General features: G+C 73.7%; 17 protein-coding genes. 10 read left to right on the top strand and 7 right to left on the bottom strand.

The features are described from left to right. Positions 1 to 9: 9 nt before the first annotated feature. Positions 10 to 807 carry an inositol monophosphatase family protein gene (locus tag ACR68M_RS05000; protein ID WP_441249182.1) on the bottom strand — a complete coding sequence of 266 codons (798 nt, stop codon included), beginning with the start codon at positions 805 to 807 and terminating at the stop codon, positions 10 to 12. Between the two features lie 159 nt (positions 808 to 966). On the opposite strand from ACR68M_RS05000, the gene ACR68M_RS04995 reads away from it, so the two are divergent. Together ACR68M_RS04995 and ACR68M_RS04990 are read left to right on the top strand one after the other, a co-directional pair. Then, complete coding sequence (locus tag ACR68M_RS04995; RefSeq protein WP_441249181.1) at positions 967 to 1740, top strand: DUF2278 family protein; 774 nt, start codon at positions 967 to 969, stop codon at positions 1738 to 1740. 63 nt (positions 1741 to 1803) lie between these two features. Further along, the gene (locus ACR68M_RS04990; protein WP_441249180.1) at positions 1804 to 2412 is read left to right on the top strand and encodes a GNAT family N-acetyltransferase; all 609 of its coding nucleotides are present in this window, start codon (positions 1804 to 1806) and stop codon (positions 2410 to 2412) included. Between the two features lie 23 nt (positions 2413 to 2435). Here ACR68M_RS04990 and ACR68M_RS04985 read toward each other — a convergent pair whose 3' ends face one another. The 3 genes from ACR68M_RS04985 to ACR68M_RS04975 all read right to left on the bottom strand — a co-directional run bounded on the left by ACR68M_RS04985 (position 2436) and on the right by ACR68M_RS04975 (position 5646). Next, on the bottom strand, positions 2436 to 3380 hold the full coding sequence (locus tag ACR68M_RS04985) for a LamG domain-containing protein (protein ID WP_441249179.1): 945 nt from the start codon (positions 3378 to 3380) through the stop codon (positions 2436 to 2438). A 66-nt stretch (positions 3381 to 3446) separates the two neighbouring features. Next, positions 3447 to 4673: an MFS transporter gene (locus ACR68M_RS04980; RefSeq protein WP_441249178.1), complete on the bottom strand. Its 1227-nt coding sequence runs from the start codon at positions 4671 to 4673 to the stop codon at positions 3447 to 3449. Between the two features lie 136 nt (positions 4674 to 4809). After that, on the bottom strand, positions 4810 to 5646 hold the full coding sequence (locus ACR68M_RS04975; RefSeq protein WP_441249177.1) for a MerR family transcriptional regulator: 837 nt from the start codon (positions 5644 to 5646) through the stop codon (positions 4810 to 4812). Between the two features lie 184 nt (positions 5647 to 5830). On the opposite strand from ACR68M_RS04975, the gene ACR68M_RS04970 reads away from it, so the two are divergent. From ACR68M_RS04970 to ACR68M_RS04955, 4 genes are all read left to right on the top strand, one after another. Continuing rightward, positions 5831 to 7390, top strand: a complete 1560-nt coding sequence (locus ACR68M_RS04970; protein WP_441249176.1) for a flavin-containing monooxygenase — start codon at positions 5831 to 5833, stop codon at positions 7388 to 7390. Then, the gene (locus ACR68M_RS04965; protein ID WP_441249175.1) at positions 7387 to 8328 is read left to right on the top strand and encodes an alpha/beta fold hydrolase; all 942 of its coding nucleotides are present in this window, start codon (positions 7387 to 7389) and stop codon (positions 8326 to 8328) included. The genes ACR68M_RS04970 and ACR68M_RS04965 overlap by 4 nt, the downstream gene beginning before the upstream one ends. Then, positions 8328 to 9215: an SDR family oxidoreductase gene (locus ACR68M_RS04960; RefSeq protein ID WP_441249174.1), complete on the top strand. Its 888-nt coding sequence runs from the start codon at positions 8328 to 8330 to the stop codon at positions 9213 to 9215. The genes ACR68M_RS04965 and ACR68M_RS04960 overlap by 1 nt, the downstream gene beginning before the upstream one ends. A gap of 192 nt (positions 9216 to 9407) precedes the next feature. Beyond that, positions 9408 to 10934, top strand: a complete 1527-nt coding sequence (locus ACR68M_RS04955) for an FAD-binding oxidoreductase (RefSeq protein WP_441249173.1) — start codon at positions 9408 to 9410, stop codon at positions 10932 to 10934. On the opposite strand, the gene ACR68M_RS04950 is transcribed toward ACR68M_RS04955, so the two are convergent. Next, on the bottom strand, positions 10931 to 12034 hold the full coding sequence (locus ACR68M_RS04950; RefSeq protein ID WP_441249172.1) for an acyltransferase family protein: 1104 nt from the start codon (positions 12032 to 12034) through the stop codon (positions 10931 to 10933). The genes ACR68M_RS04955 and ACR68M_RS04950 overlap by 4 nt on opposite strands. A 47-nt stretch (positions 12035 to 12081) precedes the next feature. Further along, complete coding sequence (locus ACR68M_RS04945; RefSeq protein WP_441249171.1) at positions 12082 to 12594, bottom strand: hypothetical protein; 513 nt, start codon at positions 12592 to 12594, stop codon at positions 12082 to 12084. 271 nt (positions 12595 to 12865) lie between these two features. On the opposite strand from ACR68M_RS04945, the gene ACR68M_RS04940 reads away from it, so the two are divergent. Both ACR68M_RS04940 and ACR68M_RS04935 read left to right on the top strand, forming a co-directional pair. Beyond that, on the top strand, positions 12866 to 13639 hold the full coding sequence (locus ACR68M_RS04940; protein WP_441249170.1) for an SDR family NAD(P)-dependent oxidoreductase: 774 nt from the start codon (positions 12866 to 12868) through the stop codon (positions 13637 to 13639). Positions 13640 to 13762: 123 nt separating this feature from the next. Then, positions 13763 to 15631 carry an ABC transporter ATP-binding protein gene (locus tag ACR68M_RS04935; RefSeq protein ID WP_441249169.1) on the top strand — a complete coding sequence of 623 codons (1869 nt, stop codon included), beginning with the start codon at positions 13763 to 13765 and terminating at the stop codon, positions 15629 to 15631. Here the strand turns inward: ACR68M_RS04935 and ACR68M_RS04930 are convergent. Beyond that, on the bottom strand, positions 15604 to 16272 hold the full coding sequence (locus tag ACR68M_RS04930) for a lysophospholipid acyltransferase family protein (RefSeq protein ID WP_441249168.1): 669 nt from the start codon (positions 16270 to 16272) through the stop codon (positions 15604 to 15606). The two genes, ACR68M_RS04935 and ACR68M_RS04930, sit on opposite strands and share 28 nt — an antisense overlap. Positions 16273 to 16509: 237 nt before the next feature. Between ACR68M_RS04930 and ACR68M_RS04925 the strand changes: the two genes are divergently transcribed. Together ACR68M_RS04925 and ACR68M_RS04920 are read left to right on the top strand one after the other, a co-directional pair. Next, positions 16510 to 18105 carry a Na+/H+ antiporter gene (locus ACR68M_RS04925; RefSeq protein ID WP_441249167.1) on the top strand — a complete coding sequence of 532 codons (1596 nt, stop codon included), beginning with the start codon at positions 16510 to 16512 and terminating at the stop codon, positions 18103 to 18105. A 118-nt stretch (positions 18106 to 18223) separates the two neighbouring features. Further along, positions 18224 to 18757, top strand: a complete 534-nt coding sequence (locus ACR68M_RS04920) for a SigE family RNA polymerase sigma factor (protein ID WP_441249166.1) — start codon at positions 18224 to 18226, stop codon at positions 18755 to 18757. Positions 18758 to 18793 lie beyond the last annotated feature (36 nt).

Raw genomic sequence — 18793 nt, 5'->3', positions numbered from 1 at the left:
TGGACGGTGCTAGGCCAGCGCGCCGCGGACGCGTTCCCAGGTCGCCGGGTCGGCGGCCACCAGCAGGCCGTCGGGGCCGCCCGGCGGCTCGGGCTGGTAGGGGGTGCCGTCGAGGCGGGCGCAGACGCCGCCGGCCTCGGTGACGAGCAGGCCGCCGGGGGAGTGGTCCCAGGGGAGGGTGCGCCAGTAGAGGATGAAGTCGAGCTCGTCGTCGGTGATCATCGGGTACTCCATCCCGGCGGCGCTGCGGCCGGGGGTGACCTCACCGAAGACCCGGGCGCCGGTCTGCAGCCGGTGCTGGGTGGCGGGGTCGAGGAAGCGGGTCTTCAGGACGCCCCGCCACTTCTCGGGGTCGCCGCCCGCACCGGCCCGGCTGAGCGGGCTGTCGTTGCGCCAGGCTCCGGCGCCCAGCTCGGCCGCGTACGCCGTGCCGGTCGTGGGCTGCCAGATCCAGGCGGCGACGGTCCGCCCGGCGCGGACGAGGGAGGCCATCACGGCGAAGTCGGGGTGGCCCGCGACGAAGTTCGAGGTGCCGTCCACCGGGTCGACCAGCCAGGCGGCGGGCTCCGAGAGCAGGGCCCGCGCCAGCGCGGGGTCGGCCGAGACGGCCTCCTCGCCCACGACCGGAACGGGCAGCAGCTCCCGCAGCCGGCGGGAGATGATCGCCTCGGCCTCCCGGTCGGCGACGGTGACCACCTCGCCGGGGGCCTTCTCCATCACCTCGCCGGACGCCAGTGCGCGGAACCGGGGCTCCACAGCCTCCGCCGACGCTTCGCGGAGGATCTCGGCGACCTTCTCCATCAGCATGTGCCCGCTCCCTTCGGTCGTTACCACTCTCGCACGTCGGTGCGGCCCCGACCTGCGGCGGGTCAGGTCGCCGCAGCGGGGCGCCGAGCGGAGAGTGGAAGAGGGGGCGAGCGGCCTGCCCGCCGCCCGCCGTGCGGAACGTGCCTGCGAGGGACAACCATGCCTCTGCCCAACTACGGCGTCGTCGTCGGCAGCTACCACGACTTCAACCGCGACCCGACCCACGACTTCGGCCACTGGTACCACGGCCACCTCTTCCTCGACACGCCCGAAGGCGTCTACCAGGCGGCGCTGGACGTGGACGCGCCCGCCAGTGTCGGGGTCAGCTACCGCGTCGTCGACGACCTCCGGGTCGCGGACATCGCCACCGTGCACGGCCTCCCCGACGGCTTCCACGCGCTGGCCTCGATCGGCTCCTCGGGGGCACTCGACTACGCCCGCAGCCCGATCCTCCAGGACCGGATCTGGTTCCGCTGCATCGCCCAACTCGTCGGACGTCTGCACCAGTTGGTCGGCCGCCACCCGCCGGGCGGGCCGGTGTACGGGCCGGACGCGGCCGACGACCTGGCCGAGCTGGTCCGGAAGCTGCGCGCGGAGCTGGGCCGCCGGGACATCCTCACCACGCTCTGGCCGCAGCTGCGGTTCTTCCCGTGGGTCTCCAGCGACGGCGACAACGCGCTGGACGTCCTGGTGCCCCACCTGCAGCCCGCCGCCCGGATCTACTGCTTCGGCCAGCGCTTCACCACCGGGCTCGGCGTCCACGACGTGCACTGCAACCAGGGTGACCCGCCCGGCACCCAGTGGTACCCGACGGACGGCATCCGGCAGGACGGCGCGGTCGTCTGCGAACAGGCCGACGGCAGCGTGGTGGCCTGGCAGATCAAGTTCAACACGCAGACGCTGAACACCGACGGTGCCGGGCATCCACGCTGAGGATTCTTCAGTTGATCATCTGCTCGTAGGCTTGGCCCACAGACGCCGAGCCGAGGAGCCGCTGTGACCACGATCGCCGACCCGATGTTCACCTTCCCGCTGGGCCCCGACGCGGTGCTCATCCCGCGCACGGCCGACCTCGCCGAGCCCTACCACGCGGTGCTCACCGCCAATCTGGAGCGGCTGGCCCGCTGGGAGCCCTGGGCGCTCGGGGAGAACGGCCTCGCGGACACCGCCGCCTTCATGAAGGCCCGCTCGCACGACTGGCTGGACGGAAAGATGCTGCCGGTGCTGATCGGCGTTGCCGCCGAAGGGGGCTGGCAGCTGGTCGGCAGCGCCGGCGTGAGCATCGACGCCGGTGCCCGCTCGGCGGTGGTCGGCTACTGGATCGACGCCGCGTTCGAGGGGCACGGCCTGGTGAGCCGTACGGTCGGCGCGCTGCTCGACCGCTGCTTCGGGCCGCTCGGCCTGGAGCGGGTCGGGCTCTACACCGAGACCGCCAACACCCGTAGCCGTGCTCTCGCCACCCGCCTCGGCTTCACCGAGGAGGGGGTGCTGCGCGGCGCCATCGCCTTCCCCGGGGAGCGCCGCGACCAGGTGGTGTACGGGATCCTGGCCGAGGAGTGGCGGGCGCGGCGGCTCGCCGAGCAGCCCGAGCAGCCCGAAGCCTGAACAGCCCGATCAGGCGGCGGCGGTCAGGGCCTGATCCAGGCCCCGCGGACGGGGACACCGGCCGAGCCCGTCCGGGCCAGCTGGGCGACCTTGTCCCCCGGCAGTGGCCGGTCCCAGACCTGGACGTCGGCGATCGCGCCGTCCCAGAAGTCGACCCAGTGGGCCTTGTACCGGGCCCGGCCGATCTCGATCGGGCCGGTGGTCACGAGGATGCCCGGCACCGGGGTGGTCTGCGCGAGCACCCCGTCCACGTACAGCGAGATCGCCTTGGCGGAGGCGTCGTACACGCCGGTCAGCGTCGTCCACCGGCCGGCCGCCGCCGGGGTGGGGGAGAGCGCGAGCACGCTCTTGCCGGTCGCGGCGGCGGTCTGCACCTTGAACACCCACTGGTTGTGGGCGCCGCCCGCGTAGTCCTCGCGGCCCAGGTAGAAGGAGAAGAAGCCGTCGCTGCCCTGGGAGACCACCGCCCGGGTCTCCGCCGGGGCGTCGTTCCGGACCACGGCGGAGACGGTGAAGCTCGCGGCGGTGTCCAGCACGACCGACTTGACCTCGGCGTATCCGTCGTGGACGCCGTGCGTGGTCAGCGCCGGGCCGCTGTGCCCGTCGACCGGGTCGAGCCGGTCGGAGGCGCCGAGCCGCAGGTCCTTGCTGCCCCGGGGCGGGGTGGCCGATTTCGTACCGGTGGGCTTCGTACTGGTGGGCTGGGAGGCTGGGCCCGAGGCTGTGGGCTGCGTGCGGCCGGAGCCCTGCCAGGCCACCGCACCGGCTGCGGCGCCGCCCAGGGCGAGCGCGCCCGCCACGCCGACGGCGATCCACCGCTTCCGCTTCCTGCGGCCCTCGCGTTCGTGCGCCTCGGCCATCGCGGCCCAGTCCGGCCCGCCGCCGACCACGCCGGGCTGGTGCCCGGGTGCGCCCCAGCCGCCGTTGCCGTTCTGCCCGCCGCCCACGCCAAACCCAGCACTTTCCACGGGCTGAAACTCTAGGTGACGCCGGTCGGCGCGTCGGCACCGGGTGTGACAGGGGCGGGACAACTGCTAGACCCGGACGGCCGACTCCGGGGCCAGGACGGCGAGTTCGCGGCGGCGGTAGCGGCTCTCGGTGGCGGTCAGGGCGGCGAGCAGCAGGGCGGCCAGCGCGGCAGCGGCGGTGACGCGGAAGGGGGCGGTCGGGCCGTACTGTTCGGCGACCCACCCGGCGGCCAGGGTGCCGGCCGACTGGGCGAGCGTGATCGAGCTGACGAGTGCGGCCATCGCCTCGCCGAGCCGCCCGGCCGGGACGGTCCGCTCGACCAGGCCGAACATCGTGATCATCTGCGGCGCCACCGCGACCCCCAGGCAGCCGATCGCCAGGGCCAGCCCGCCGACGCCGCTGACCGTCAGCAGTGGCAGCGCGGCGCCGAGCAGCAGGGCCGTGCCGATCCGCAGCCGCGCCGGCAGGCCCACCCGGGCGGGCAGCGCGGCTGTCGCGACCCCGGCGAACGCGCTGGTGCAGCCCAGGAATCCGTAGATCAGCCCGGCTGCGCCCGGGTGCCCGAGCTCGGTGGTGGTCGCCGTGACGCCGACCTGCACCGAGCCGAAGCACACCCCGAGCAGCGCCATCCCGGCCAGCAGCAGCGCGTACGGGGTGCTCAACAGCGGGCCGCCGGTGCGGAGTCGGGCCGGTGCGGCCCCCGGTGCGGTGGGGTGCACGGCGAACAGCGTGCCGCAGACGCCGACCAGGGCGGCGGCGAGCAGCAGTCCGGCGGCCGGGTCGAGCAGGGTGGCGAGTACGCCGATCAGTGCCGGGCCGGTGGTGAAGCTGATCTCGTCCACGGTGCCGTCCAGGGACAGCGCCGCCGACGTCAAGTCGCAGTCCCCGTCCGCGAGTCGGAGCCACCGGCTGCGGGAGAGCGGGCCGATCAGGGGCACCGAGGCGCCGATCAGGGCGGCTGCGGCGAGCTGCACCGGCAGCGGCATCCCGGCGCCGGAGGCGAGGACGAGAGCCACGATGGCAAGGGAGTTGACCCCCGCCGCGACCAGCCCGACGGTGCGCTGCCCCCGGCGGTCGGCGAGCCGGCCGACCAGCGGCCCGCCCGCCGCCTGGGCCACGGCGAGGGCCCCGGTGACGGCCGAACCCTGCCACACGCTCCCGGAGTTGTGGGTGACCAGCAGCAGGGCGCCGATCGGGCACATCGCGTTCGGCAGCCGCCCGAGCAGCGACCAGAGCAGCACCCGGCCACCGGTCAGCCTCGCGGCGGTACGGAACGTGCGGACAACAGCCATCGGAGGACGCCCCCAACGGGCCGGTCTCGGGGCGCCCGCCTCCCGTCCACCGACCCAGCAAGGTAGTAACCGTCCTGCGGGTGAGGACTCGAAGTTATCACCTGTACGCAACCGGCCGACCACAGCCAGGCGTCACTCAGGCGACCGGCCGGCCACCGCCGGGGGTGCCGCCTGCCGGTTGGTCGGCCGGCTGGCCGGGCCGTTCTTGGCACAGGCTGTGCTCGTCCACGAAGCTGCCGTACTCGGCCATCACCCGGCGGTCCATCGCGAGCGCGAACTGCGCGTCGGCGACGGTGCGGGCGAGCGGGCGGACGCGCTGGATGAGGTCGGTCAGCCGGGTGGCCTCGGCCGGGGGGAGCTCCTCGGCGTGGGTGAGCGCGCCGAGGAGCTCGTCGCGGATCAGCGTGGTGAAGACCCCGGCGACGGCGTCCGCGTAGTCCTGGGCCTTTCGGCTGGCGGCGAGGACGGCGGCGAGCGGGACGCCCTCGGCGATCAGGGCGGTGGTGGCCTCCATCAGGCGGCGGCTGACGTGGGTGATGCCGTCGTCCTCGACCGTGATGTAGCCCTGGGCGACGGACTCGGCGGTGTTGGCGTCGGTGAGTTGGTCGCCGAAGGCGTCGGCGAGTTCGGTCCAGCTCAGGTGCACGGGGGTCTCGTCCGACCAGGGTGCGGTGATCGCGGCCTGGAGGCCGATCAGCTCGGCGACGTCCTGCCCGCTCTCCCCGGCGCCGATCAGCTCGGCGATGCCGCCGAGGGTGTGGCCGCGCTCCAGCAGCTCGCCGATCACCCGCAGCCGCTCCAGGTGCTCGGCGCCGTACCAGGCGATCCGGCCCTCCTTGCGGGGCGGCCCGAGCAGCTTGCGCTCGCGGTAGAACCGCAGGGTGCGGGTGGTGATGCCGGCCGCCCGAGCGAGCTCCTCGACCCGGTACTCCTGCGCCACGTCGCTCCCCGGCGATCCGCTGATCTTCTCCACGCCGCCCAGCATAGGGCTGCCCGGCCCCGCCGAGCAGAGCCGAAACAGAGGCTGTCAGCCTCCTTCCGCGCGGGTCGCGCAGCGGCTACCCTGCCAATCGTGCCAGTGATTACTGGCGCGGTTCTAATGGACGTGGGCTCCCTGCGTGGGCTCCCCACCCCCACCCCCTCAGGAGGCCGGCCCGATGGCATCCAGCCCCAAGCGCACCAAGCAGACCGCCGAGCGGCCCGAGCCGACCCCGCACGTCCGGGTGGCGGTGATCGGCTCCGGCTTCGGCGGCCTCGGTGCCGGTGTCCGGCTGCGCCGGGCCGGGATCACCGACTTCGTGATCCTGGAGCGCGCCGCGTCCGTCGGCGGCACCTGGCGCGACAACAGCTACCCGGGCTGCGCCTGCGACGTGCCCTCGCACCTGTACTCCTTCTCCTTCGCGCCCAACCCCGAGTGGCCGCGCAGCTTCTCCTTCCAGCCGGACATCCGCGCCTACCTGGAGCGGGTCGCCGACACCTTCGGCCTCCGCCCGCACCTGCGCTTCAATGCCGAGGTCACCGAGGCCCGTTGGGACGAGCAGCGGAACCAGTGGCAGGTCACCACCGCGGCCGGGCAGTGGACGGCCGACGCCCTGGTCTCCGCCGCCGGTCCGCTCGCCGACCCGCAGATCCCCGCCGTCCCCGGGCTCGCCGACTTCCCCGGCAAGGTCTTCCACTCCTCCCGCTGGGACCACGACTTCGATCTCACCGGCAAGCGCGTCGCGATCGTCGGCACCGGCGCCTCCGCCGCCCAGATCGTCCCGGCGATCCAGCCGAAGGTCGGCAGGCTGACGGTCTTCCAGCGCACCCCCGCCTGGGTCCTGCCCAGGGCGGACCGCGAGATCAGCGGCGTCGAGAAGTGGCTGCACAGCGCGGTCCCGGCGACGGGCAAGCTGCGCCGGGCCGTGCTCTTCGGGCTGCGCGAGCTTCAGGTGGACGCCTTCGTCCGCCGCCCCGGGGCGCTGCGGCTGGTCCAGCAGCTGGCCGTTCGCAACATCGAACGCGGCGTCAAGGACCCGGAGTTGCGCGCCAAGCTGACCCCGGACTACCGGATCGGCTGCAAGCGCATCCTGCTCAGCAACACCTACTACCCGGCGCTCGCGGCGGCGAACACCGAGGTCGTCGCCGCCGGCCTCGCCGAGGTGCGCGGCTCGACCCTGGTCGACGCCCAGGGCGGCGAGCACGAGGTCGACGCGGTGATCTTCGGCACCGGCTTCCACGTCACCGACATGCCCATCGGCGAGCGGGTGTTCGGGGTGGACGGGCGCAGCCTGCGGGAGGAGTGGAAGAACGGCATGGAGGCGCTGCGCGGCTCGACAGTGCGCGGCTTCCCCAACCTGTTCTTCGTGATCGGCCCGAACACCGGCCTCGGCAACAGCTCGATGATCCTCATGATCGAGGCCCAACTGAACTACCTGATAGACGCGTTGAAGACCCTCGACGGCACCGGCGCGGCCGCCATGCAGCCCACCGCCCAGGCCCAGCGCCGCTGGAACCTCGAACTCCAGCACCGGATGACCCGCACGGTCTGGACGACCGGCGGCTGCCGCAGCTGGTACCTGGACGACCAGGGCAAGAACACCGTGCTCTGGCCCGGCTCCACCAGCAGCTTCCGCCGCGCCACCCAGCAGGTCGACCTCGCCGAGTATGAGCTCATCAAGCACACCGCCCCCGCCACCCCCGCCACCCCCGTCTCCCCCCAGGAGGTCTCCGCGTGAGTCTCGCCACCGCTCCCGCCATCGCCGCCGACTGCGTGCCGCCCGCCCCGGCCGAGGTCTACCGCATCCGCTCGGCCGACGGCCACTGGGTGCACGCCGAGGCATTCGGGCCCGAGGGCGCGCCGCTGGTGGTGCTGGCCCACGGCTGGACCTGCTCGATCGCCTTCTGGGCCCCGGTGATCCGCCAACTCACGCCCGAGTACCGGGTGGTGGCGTACGACCAGCGCGGCCACGGCGGCAGCGACCTGCCCGCCACCGCCGCCGGGTTCTCCACCGCCAAGCTCGCCGACGACCTGGAGGCCGTCGTCACCCACGTCGTCCCGGCGGGGGAGCGGGCGGTGCTGGCGGGCCACAGCATGGGCGGCATGACGATCATGGCCGCCGCCGACCGCGCCGAGGTCGCCGCCCGGACGGCCGCCGCCGTGCTGGTCTCCACCGGCGCGGGCGATCTCGTCGCCGAGCTCAAGGTGGTGCCCGCCTTCGTCCGGGGCGCCGGGCTGCGCCGGGTGCTGCACCGGCAGATCCTGGAGTCCCGGCTGCCGCTCGGGCCGGTCAACGGCGCCAGCTCGGCCGTGCTCAAGTACGCCGTGATGGGCCCCGAGACCCCGGCCGACCGGGTCGCCGCCGCCGCGCACGTGGTGCACGCCTGCCCGACCCGCGCCCGCCACCGCTGGTCCAAGGTGCTCGGCACCCTCGACGAGTACCACCAGCTGCCGAGGCTGGCCGCGCCCACCTCGGTGATCGTCGGCAGCCACGACAAGCTCACCCCGCCGGTGCTCGCCCAGCGCATCCTGGCCGCCCTGCCCGACCCGCAGGGGCTGCTCGAACTCCCGGGCGTCGGCCACATGTCACCCGTCGAGCGGCCCGCCGAGGTCGCCGCCGAGATCCGCCGCCTCGCCGCGATCGGGGCCGCCGCCAACCAGAGGAGCGCCAGCTGATGCCCGCCGCACCGCCGCTCTCCGCTCAGGTCGTCGTCGTCACCGGTGCCGCTCGCGGCGTCGGCGCCCTGACGGCGCGCAAGCTCGCCCAGCGTGGCGCCAAGGTCGCCCTCGTCGGCCTGGAGCCCGAGGAGCTCAAGGCCGTCGCCGCGCTCTGCGGCCCCGCCGCCTCGTACTGGGAGGCGGACGTCACCGACATCGAGGCGCTGACCGCCACCGCGCGCGCCATCCAGGACAGGTACGGCCGGATCGACACTGTCGTCGCCAACGCCGGGATCGCCATCGGCGGCCCGCTGCTCGACAGCGACCCCCGGGCCTTCAACCGGGTGATCGAGGTCAACCTGCTGGGCAGCGTCGCCACCGCGCGGGCCTTCCTCCCGGCGCTGGTCGAGAGCGGCGGCTACCTGCTGCAGATCGCCTCGCTGGCCGCGATCACCCCGGCGCCACTGATGGCCGCGTACTGCGCCAGCAAGGCCGGGGTCGAGGCCTTCGCGCACTCGCTGCGCGCCGAGGTCGCCCACCAGGGCGTCAAGGTCGGTGTGGGGTACCTGAGTTGGACCGACACCGACATGGTGCGCGGCGCCGACCAGGACGACGTCCTGCGGCAGATGCGGGCCCGGCTGCCCTGGCCCGCCAACAAGACCTACCCGCTCGCCCCCGCCGTCGACCGACTGGTGGCGGGCATCGCCCGGCGCTCCGCCCACGTCTACGCCCAGGCCTGGCTGCGCGGCATGCAGCCCGTCCGGGCGCTGCTGCCCACCCTCATCGCCGCCGTCGGCAGCCGCGACATCGCCAAGCTGGCACCCCAGTTGAAGGCCACCGCAGGCTCCCGGCTCCGGCCGGTCGGGGCGGGCGGCGACGCCGACACCGCCGCCCACGGCGGCTGAACCCGGGCCCCGGGCCGGGCCGGGCCGCGCCGTTCGTGACCGCTGTCGTGATCCCCGGCCGAGGGGCACGGCCGAGGGGCACGGCCGAACGGCGCAGCCCGGCAGGCCCCGGCCGGGGCCGCAGGTGACGATGGCGGCGAAGCCGGCCGCGCGGGTGGCCGGTGCGAGCGGGTCACCTGGGAGAAGCGGCACATGACGATCGACCGACGGCAGTTCCTGGCGGCCCTGGGGGCCGGTGGCGCGATGGTGGTGGCCGGGGCCCGGGGAGCGGCGGCCCGCGAGGGCCACGGCCGGCCGCCGACGGTCGACGCCTGGCCGGCGCGGGCCCGCGCCTCGGACCTGCCGCCCGACTGGCAGGCCCTGCGGAGACGACTGGACGGGCGGCTGCTGCTGCCCGACGACCAGGGCTACGGGGTGGCCCGGCTCGGCTACAACGAGCTGTACGACGATCAGTTCCCCGCCGCGGTGGCCCGGTGCACCTCACCGGCGGACGTCCAGGCCTGCCTCGAAGTGGCCCGGGGCCACGGCGTGCCGATCGCGGCGCGCAGCGGTGGGCACAGCTACCTCGGCTACAGCGTCCCGGGTGGCGGGCTGGTGATGGACCTGCGCTCGATGGCCCGTGTGCAGGTGCGGCCCGACGGGACGGCGGTGGTCGGCGCGGGCGCCCGGCTGATCGAGGTCTACGCGGCGCTCGCCCAGGCCGGCCGGCTGCTCCCGGCCGGGTCCTGCCCGACGGTCGGCGTCAGCGGGCTCACCCTGGGCGGCGGGATCGGCGTGCTGACCCGCAAGTACGGCCTGACCTGTGACCGGCTGGCCGAAGCGCAGGTGGTCACCGCCGACTCCTCGCTGCTCACCGCCTCGCCCGGCTCGGAGCCCGATCTGTACTGGGCCCTGCGCGGTGGCGGCGGCGGCAACTTCGGCGTGGTCTGCGAGTTCACCTTCCGGACGGAGCCCGCACCCGGGCTGACGGTCTTCTCGCTGGCCTTCCCCGCAGGCTCGGCCGCCTCGGTGGTCGGGGCCTGGCAGGAGTGGATGCAGGGCGCGCCGTTCGAGCTGTGGTCCACCTGCCAGATCTCCGGGGGCGAGCCGCCGAGCTGCCGGATCGTCGGCTGCTACGTGGGCACCGAGAGCGACCTGAACCCGCTGCTGGACGAGCTCTTCGCGGCGGCCGGTGTGCAGCCGAGCTCCCGCAGCGTGCAGCCGAAGGACTACCTCGACGCGATGAAGTACATGGCCGGGTGCGCCCACGACACCATCGAGCAGTGCCACCTGATCTCGGAGGGCGGCGTGCTCCCGCGGGCCTCCTTCGTGGCGGTCTCGCGGATGCTCGGCCCGACCCCGCTGGACGCGGGCCGGGTGGCGGACCTGATGGCCGGGCAGACCGGGGTGGACCTGCTGCTGGACTCGCTCGGCGGTGCGGTCGCGCAGCTCGCCCCGGACGCGACGGCCTTCCCGCACCGCTCCTCGCTGGCGAGCGCCCAGATCTACGCGAGCACCACCCTCGCCGGGCAGCACGCGGCCACCGCCACGGTGGACGCGATCCGCGACGAGCTGGCGGCCCTGGGCGCGGAGGGCGCGTACGTGAACTACATCGACGCGTCCCTGCCCGACTGGGGGAGGGCGTACTACGGCGCGAACCTCGACCGGCTCAAGGCGGTCTCGCAGCAGTACGACCCGGACGGGGTGTTCGCCTTCCCGCAGTCGGTGATGTGCGGCTAGTGCCGCGCCTGGCACCGAGGCTTTGACGTCCGGCCGGGCGGCCAGGCCCGCAGCAGCCGCTCGGCCGGGCGCTCGACGGCGTGGTGGCAGAGCGCCGCCAGCGCCGTCCCGGCCGCCAGCCAGCACAGCCAGAGGGCGGCGGACCGCCAGGGGTCGTACGCGGAGTCCCCGTACGGGCCGATGCCGAGGCTGCGGGCGGTGAGGTGCAGCAGCGGGTAGTGCACCAGGTAGAACGCGAAGGACCACTGCCCCAGCAGGACGAACGGCCGCCGCCGCAGGCCGAGCTGTGGGCGGCCGCGCAGTTCGCCGGCTGCCACGGCGGCGATCAGGACGGCGAAGCCGGGCGCCAGCGCCTGGTCCGACCACCAGTAGCCCCACCAGCCCTGCAACTGGCCCGCCCAGACGGCCGGCAGGGCGCAGCCGAGCGTGCAGAGCACGGTCGGCACGCCGCACCGGGGCCGCCACCCGCTGCGCATCGCCAGGGCGGCGGCCATCCCTAGGACGAACGCCGTGATCCGGTAGACCGGCAGCCGCAGCACGAGGATCAGCGTCGGCGTCGGCATCGGCTCCAGCTGGTGGAAGGCCAGCCACCGGTAGGCCCAGGCGGCCGCGACGGCCGCCACCGCCACGCCCGCCAGGGCACGGCGGGACAGCCGCATGCCGCAGGCCGCGAGCAGCGGGAACAGCGCGTAGAAGTAGGCCTCGCAGGACAGCGACCAGCTGACCGGGTTGCCGGCGGGTGGCCCGCCCGGCAGCCACGCCTCCAGCAGCAGGAGGTTGCGCACGACACCCGGCCAGGCCGTCGACCACACCTCGCCGAGGGCGGGCACGGCGAGCAGCGTGCCGAGCGCGAGCATCGGCCAGATCCGGGCGAACCGCCTGCGGTAGAAGACGCCCGTGGGTGTCCCGGGCTGCCACGACCAGGCCAGGACGAAGCCCGAGAGGACGAAGAAGAACGTGACGCCGCCGTCGCCGCACATCTCGGCGAACGACGAGGGCCTGCTCGCCGTCAGCTCCCAGGCGTGGCAGGCGAAGACCGCCAGCGCCGCGAACCAGCGCAGCGCGGTGAGCGAGTCCAGCCGCCCGCCCGGCCCGGACACCTCGGTGCCCGGGTCACGGACGGCGGCTGTACGAAGGGTGGCGAGGCTCAGCGCGAGCCGGCCTCGGCCACGGCGGCGACGGTCGCCTGCGGGTGGGCAACCGCGACGGTGGCCTGCGGGCGCGCTGCGGCGACGCTGGTGGCCATCGGGTGCGCGACCGCGACGGTCGCCTGCGGCTGTACGGCGGCGACGGTGGCCTGCGGCTGTACGGCGGCGACGGTGGCCTGCGGCTGTACGGCGGCGACGGTGGCCTGCGGCTGTACGGCGGCGACGGTGGCCTGCGGCTGTACGGCGGCGACGGTGGCCATCGGGCCCGCAACGGCGACGGTGGCCTGCGGCTGCGCTGCGGCGACGCTGGTGGCCATCGGGTGCGCAACCGCGACGGTGGCCTGCGGGTGCACGACGGTGACGGTGGCGTGCGGCTGCGGGGCGCCGTACTGGCCGGCGTGCGGCTGCGGCGTGGCGGCGAAGGCCGCAGCAACGTTCCCGGACAGGAAGCCGAGCGTGGCGAGGGTGGCCGTGCCGACCCCGGCCACGATCAGGCCGGCTTTGATGCGCATGGGGAATCCTCCGTCAGATGTCGCCGGGCACCCGACTCCAGGGCGGTGGGCCCGAGTCGTCCCACCGGGCGGTGTACGAACCGGCCGAGGTGACGGCCGCTGCTCGGCAGCCTAGTTGATCTCCACAGGGCCGCCCGCACCGCTGCCCGTCCGGCCCCGAGGGTCTGCCTGACCAGGCATTTCGTCTCGATCCGGGCCGGAGGTGACGGGCCGTCGGCGGGCCGGACCGTTCTGGCTGCGCGGCAGCGTTACCGCGCAGTACGGTCAACGCATGACCACTGCTCTCATCACCGGCGCGACCGCCGGAATCGGCGCCGCCTTCGCCCGTCGCCTCGCCAAGGACGGGCACGACCTCGTGCTGGTCGCCCGCAGCACCGAGCGGCTCGCCGCCTCCGCCGACGAACTCGGCCGCGCGTACGGCGTGCAGGTGGAGACCCTGGCCGCCGACCTCGCCACCGACGCGGGCATCACCGCCGTCGAGGAGCGCCTGCGCGACGGCGAGCGGCCGGTCGGCATCCTGGTGAACAACGCCGGCTTCGGCCACAAGGGGGCCTTCCTGGCGGTGCCGCTGGCGGAGGAGCTCGACATGCTCAAGGTGCACGTCGAGGCGATCCTGCGGACCACCACCGCCGCACTGCCGGGGATGCGCGAGCGCGGCTTCGGCGGCATCGTCAACGTCGCCTCCGTCGCGGCCTTCCTGCCGCGCGGCACCTACGGCGCGTCCAAGGCGTGGGTGGTGAGCTTCACCCAGGGCATCGCCCGGGATCTGGAGGGCAGCGGCGTGCGGCTGCTGGCGCTCTGCCCGGGGTTCACCCGCACCGAGTTCCACGAGCGGGCGGGTATGGGCACCTCGAACATCCCGTCCTGGACGTGGCTCTCGGCGGAGCGGGTGGTGGACGACGCGCTGCGCGACCTCGCGCACGGCCGCTCGCTGTCCGTCCCGGGCAAGCGGTACAAGGCGCTGCTGGCGGTGGCCCGGCTGCTGCCCGCCGGCAAGCTCGGCGGGGTGTCGTCGAAGGCGGCCCGCACCTACCGTACGAACTGACCCGGCTGTGCGTGCGGCCCAGCAGCGGAGAGCAGCTCATTATTAGCTTGCCTAACTATGAGCTATTCTCTGTATGCTGGGCCGTGCCGGTCACCCCGGCATCCGACCACCGGGAGGACGCCCTTGAGGCCTGAAGGCATCGAATGGACGGCGCCCCAGCGCGCCGAGGGCGAGGACCGCCCGCCCGCGCAGCTGCGCCGCATCATCGCCCTGTTCCGCCCGTACACCGGGCGGCTCGGCCTGGTCGGCCTGCTCGTTGCGGCCTCGGCCGTGGTCTCGGTGACCACGCCGTTCCTGCTCCGGGCGGTGCTCGACACCGCCATCCCGCAGGGCCGCACCGGGCTGCTCAGCCTGCTCGCCCTGGGCATGATCGCGGCGGCCGTCGTCAACAGCATCTTCAACGTGCTGCAGACGCTGATCTCCACCACCGTCGGCCAGCGCGTCATGCACGACCTGCGCACGGCCGTCTACAGCCACCTCCAGCGGATGTCGCTCGCCTTCTTCACCCGCACCCGCACCGGCGAGGTGCAGTCGCGGATCGCCAACGACATCGGCGGCATGCAGTCGACCGTCACCTCCACCGCGACCTCGCTGGTATCCAACCTCACCGCCGTCGTCGCGACGGTCGTCGCGATGGTCGCCCTCGACTGGCGGCTGACGCTGGTCTCGCTCGCGCTGCTCCCGCTCTTCGTCTGGATCAGCCGCCGGGTCGGCAGCGAGCGCAAGCGGATCACCTCGCAGAAGCAGAAGCAGCTCGCCCTGATGAGCTCCGCCGTGCAGGAGTCGCTTTCCGTCAGCGGCATCCTGCTGGGCCGCACGATGGGCCGCTCCGACTCGCTCTCCCGCGAGTTCACCCAGCAGTCGGACGAGCTCGCCGACCTCCAGATCCGCTCCAGCATGGCCGGGCGCTGGCGGATGTCGACCATCGGCATCGTGATGGCCGCGATGCCGGCCGCGATCTACTGGGCCGCCGGGCTCGCCTCCGCCGGGGGCGCGCCGATCGTCTCGATCGGCACCCTGGTCGCCTTCGTCTCGCTCCAGCAGGGCCTCTTCCGCCCGACGGTCAGCCTGCTCTCCACCGGCGTCGACGTGCAGACCTCGCTCGCGCTCTTCCAGCGCATCTTCGAGTACCTCGACCTGCCCGTCGAGATCTCCGAGGCGGCCCGGCCCGTCCGGCTCGACCACATCCGGGGCGACGTGACCTTCGAGAACGTCGAGTTCCGCTACCAGGGCGACCAGGCCGAGCCCACCCTCACCGGCATCGACCTCAAGATCCCGGCGGGCAGCTCACTCGCGGTGGTCGGCGAGACCGGCTCCGGCAAGACCACGCTCAGCTACCTCGTGCCCCGGCTGTACGACGTCACCGGCGGCCGCGTCACCATCGACGGCACCGACGTCCGCGAGCTGTCCTTCGCCTCGCTCGCCGACGCCACCGGCGTGGTCTCCCAGGAGACGTACCTCTTCCACGCCTCGGTTGCCGACAACCTCCGCTTCGCCAAGCCGGAGGCCACCGACGCCGAACTCGTCGCCGCAGCCGAGGCCGCCCAGATCCACGCCATGATTGCCGCCCTCCCGGAGGGGTACGACACGGTCGTCGGCGAACGCGGCTACCGCTTCTCCGGCGGCGAGAAGCAGCGGCTGGCGATAGCCCGCACCATCCTGCGCAACCCGCCGGTGCTGATCCTGGACGAGGCCACCAGCGCACTCGACAACCAGACCGAGCTGGCCGTCCAGCAGGCCATCGACGCCCTCGCGGCCGGGCGGACCACCATCACCATCGCGCACCGGCTCTCCACCGTCCGGCACGCCGACCAGATCGCCGTCCTCGACCACGGCCGGGTGGCCGAGCTCGGCACCCACGACGAACTCCTGGCCCTGGACGGACGCTACGCGGCGCTGCTGCGCAGGGCCGACCAGCGAGGCCTGGTGAAGCCCGAGCCCGAGCCCGAGCCCGAGCCCGAGTCTCAGGCGGCCAGCGGGCGCTCGTTGTAGACCTCGGCCGGCTCCTGGCCGGAGAGCTGCTGGATGGCGGCCATCACCTCGTCGGTGACCTGGCGGCGGGCCTTGGCGTTGCGGGCCTGGCCGTGGAGGTCGGAGAAGTCCAGCGGCGCGCCGAAACGGACCGTCACCTTGCGCAGCCGCGGAATGCGCTTTCCTACGGGCAGGATCTCGGCAGGGCCCTCCAGCGCCACCGGCACGACCGGCACACCGGCCGTCAGTGCGAGCCAGGCGACACCGGTCTTGCCCCGGTAGAGGCGGCCGTCGAGTGAACGGGTGCCCTCGGGGTAGATGCCGAAGGCCTTGCCGTCCCGGAGGATCTCCAGCGCCGACTCCAGCGAGGCCTGGGCCGAGCGGTAGGTGCCGCGCTCGACCGGCACGGCGTTGATCGCCTCGAAGAAGGAGCGGGAGAGCGCACCCTTGAGCCCGGTGCCGGTGAAGTACTCGGCCTTGGCGAGGAAGAAGACCTGGCGCGGCGCGGTCAGCGGGATGACCACGCTGTCGATGAAGGAGAGATGGTTGCTGGCCAGGATCACCCCGCCACCGCGCGGCACGTTCTCCAGGCCTTCGATGACGGGCCGGTAGACGGCCTTCGCCAGCGGCTTGAGCACAAGCTTGGTGATGAGGTTGATCATGGACCCTCCCTGGCCGGTGACTTCCCCGGGCACACACCGGGGCCGAGGTCAGACCGCAGATTACGTCATTCCGCTAGCGGCTCGCCCCCGTGACGGTAGTGCGCGGACTGCGATCCTGGTCACGCCCCGCATATGGTTGTGCGCAGAAGTGACGAGCAGTCCGGCGCGTCGCCCGGACGGGTGACGCCGCGTCGGCCGGATGACCGTAAGTGCCCAGACGACCGGAGGCCCGCACGGGTGAGTGGTGTGACAACAGTCCTGTTGCTGGTGGTGCTGGCCACCGCCGTAGCCACCGGAGCCCGGCGGTGGAGCGTCCCCGCGCCGTCGCTGCTGGTGGTGGCAGGCGTGCTGGTCGGGATGGTTCCGTTCGTCCCGAGCATCGAGGTGCCGCCCGAGGTGATCAGCGTGGCGGTGCTGCCGCCGCTGCTGTACGCCTCCGCCGAGGACATCTCCTGGCGCGAGCTGCGCGCGGTCTGGCGGCCCGTCACGGTGCTCGCGCTCGGGCTGGTGCTCGCCTCCGCCTTCGCCGTCGGCGCGGTCGCGGCCGCCGTCACCGCACTGCCGGTGTCGATGGCCTTCGTACTCGGCGCGGTGCTCGCCAGCACCGACCCGGTCGCCGTCACCGCGCTCGGCCGCAAGCTGTCGCTGCCGCCGCGCATCCAGACCCTCGTACAGTCCGAGAGCCTCTTCAACGACGCCACCAGCCTGGTGCTGTTCAAGATCGCGGTGGCGGGCGCGGTGACCGCCGGCTCCATATCACTCCCGGCCGCCGCCGGGCAGTTCGTACTGCTGGCGGGCGGCGGAGCGGTAGTCGGCGGAGCCGTCGCGGCGGTCGTCGCGTTCATCCGCAGCCGCACCGAGGACCCGGTGCTGGAGACCGTCACGGCCCTCGTCACCCCCTACGCCGCGTACGTCCTCGGCGAGGACCTGCACACCTCGGGCGTCACCGCCGTGGTCGTCGCCGGGGTCGCCCTCGGGGCGCACGGCCACCGGCTGACCAACGCGCAGATCCGGCTCCAGGTGCACGCCGTGTACGGCACGGTCGTCTTCATGCTGGAGAGCGTGGTCTTCGCGATCATCGGACTGGAGCTGCCCGGCACCATCCGCGACCTGCCCGGCGAACGCTGGAGCTGGGTCTGGCAGGCCGTGCTGATCGCGCTCGCCCTGATCGTCGTCCGGCTGCTCTGGATCGGGCCGACCGCCTGGTTCATGCACCGTCACCGCGCCCCCGCCGAGACCGCCGGCCGACCGCTGTCCTGGCGGGTGCCCGCCGTGATGACCTGGGCCGGCACCCGGGGCGTGATGCCGCTCGCCGCCGCGCTCACCATCCCGCTGCTCGGCGACGACGGCGCACCGCTGCCCTACCGCGAGCTGGTGCTCGTCCTCACCACCTCGGTGGTCGCCTTCACCCTGATCGTCCAGGGCTTCTCGCTCGCGCCGGTGGTCCGGGCCTCCGGCATCGCCTTGGAGCCCGAGGACACCGCCCGCGAGGAGGCCGAGACGGCGGGCCTGCTGCTCACTGCAGCCCTCGACCGGCTGGAGGAGATGGTCGCCACCGACGCGGTGTCACCCGTCGTCGCCGACCGGATGCGCCGCGATCTGGCCGCCCGGCTGGAGCAGGCCCGCCACTCCCACCCCGACCAGGACGGCACCCGCCCGAGCGTCGAGGACGAGGCCACCGTCACCGCCTACCGCCGCCTGCGCCGCGACCTGATCGCCGTCGAGACCGAGACCCTGCACCGCCTCTACACCGAACACCAGGTCAGCGACGCCGTCCGGGCCGGCCTCCAGCACGCCCTGGACCTGGAGGAGGCCGGGCTCGGACGGCTCTGAAACTCATCTCCCGCCACCTGTAACATCGCCCGCCCGTCATCGCGTCATCAGAGTGTCGGCCGAGGGTCGGCCAGGGTCGGCCGAGAGTGATCGGCGCGCGTGAGCAGGGGGAGAGACAGTGTCGAGGAGCCGCACGGCGCGTGAGGCCGAGTACCTGGAGTTCGCCGCCGCCAGGACGAGCCACCTCTACCGCTCGGCCTGCCTGCTGACCGGCGGCGACACCCACCTCGCCGAGGACCTGGTGCAGGAGACGCTCGGGCGGATGTACGTGCTCTGGCGCCGCAGCGCCTGGTTCACCGGCGGCACCCGGATAGACAACCCGGCGGCGTACGCGCACACCGTGCTCGTCCGCACCTTCCTCACCCACCAGCGACGGCGCAGCAGCACCGAGAGCCCCGTCGGCGAACTCCCCGACAGCCCCGGGCGCGAGGGCGACCCGGCGCTGCGCCTCACCCTCCTCGATGCCCTGGCCCGGCTCTCGGCCCGGGACCGTGCGGTGCTGATCCTCCGTTACTGGGAGGACCGCAGCGTGGAGGAGACGGCCGAGGTGATGCGGGCCGGCTCCGGCGCCGTCCGCACCCAGAGCGTCCGGGCACTCGCCCGGCTGCGCGCCCTGCTGGGCGACTCCCTGGTCGACTTCGCCGACCGCTGACCCCTGCTGCTCCTGCTTCCCTTTCTGCTTCCGCAT

It is taken from the genome of Kitasatospora sp. McL0602 (assembly GCF_052076145.1).
In the GTDB taxonomy this organism is placed as follows: domain Bacteria; phylum Actinomycetota; class Actinomycetes; order Streptomycetales; family Streptomycetaceae; genus Kitasatospora.
The sequence above is the reverse complement of the archived record's forward strand: the minus strand, read 5'-3'. Positions and strand labels throughout refer to the sequence as shown.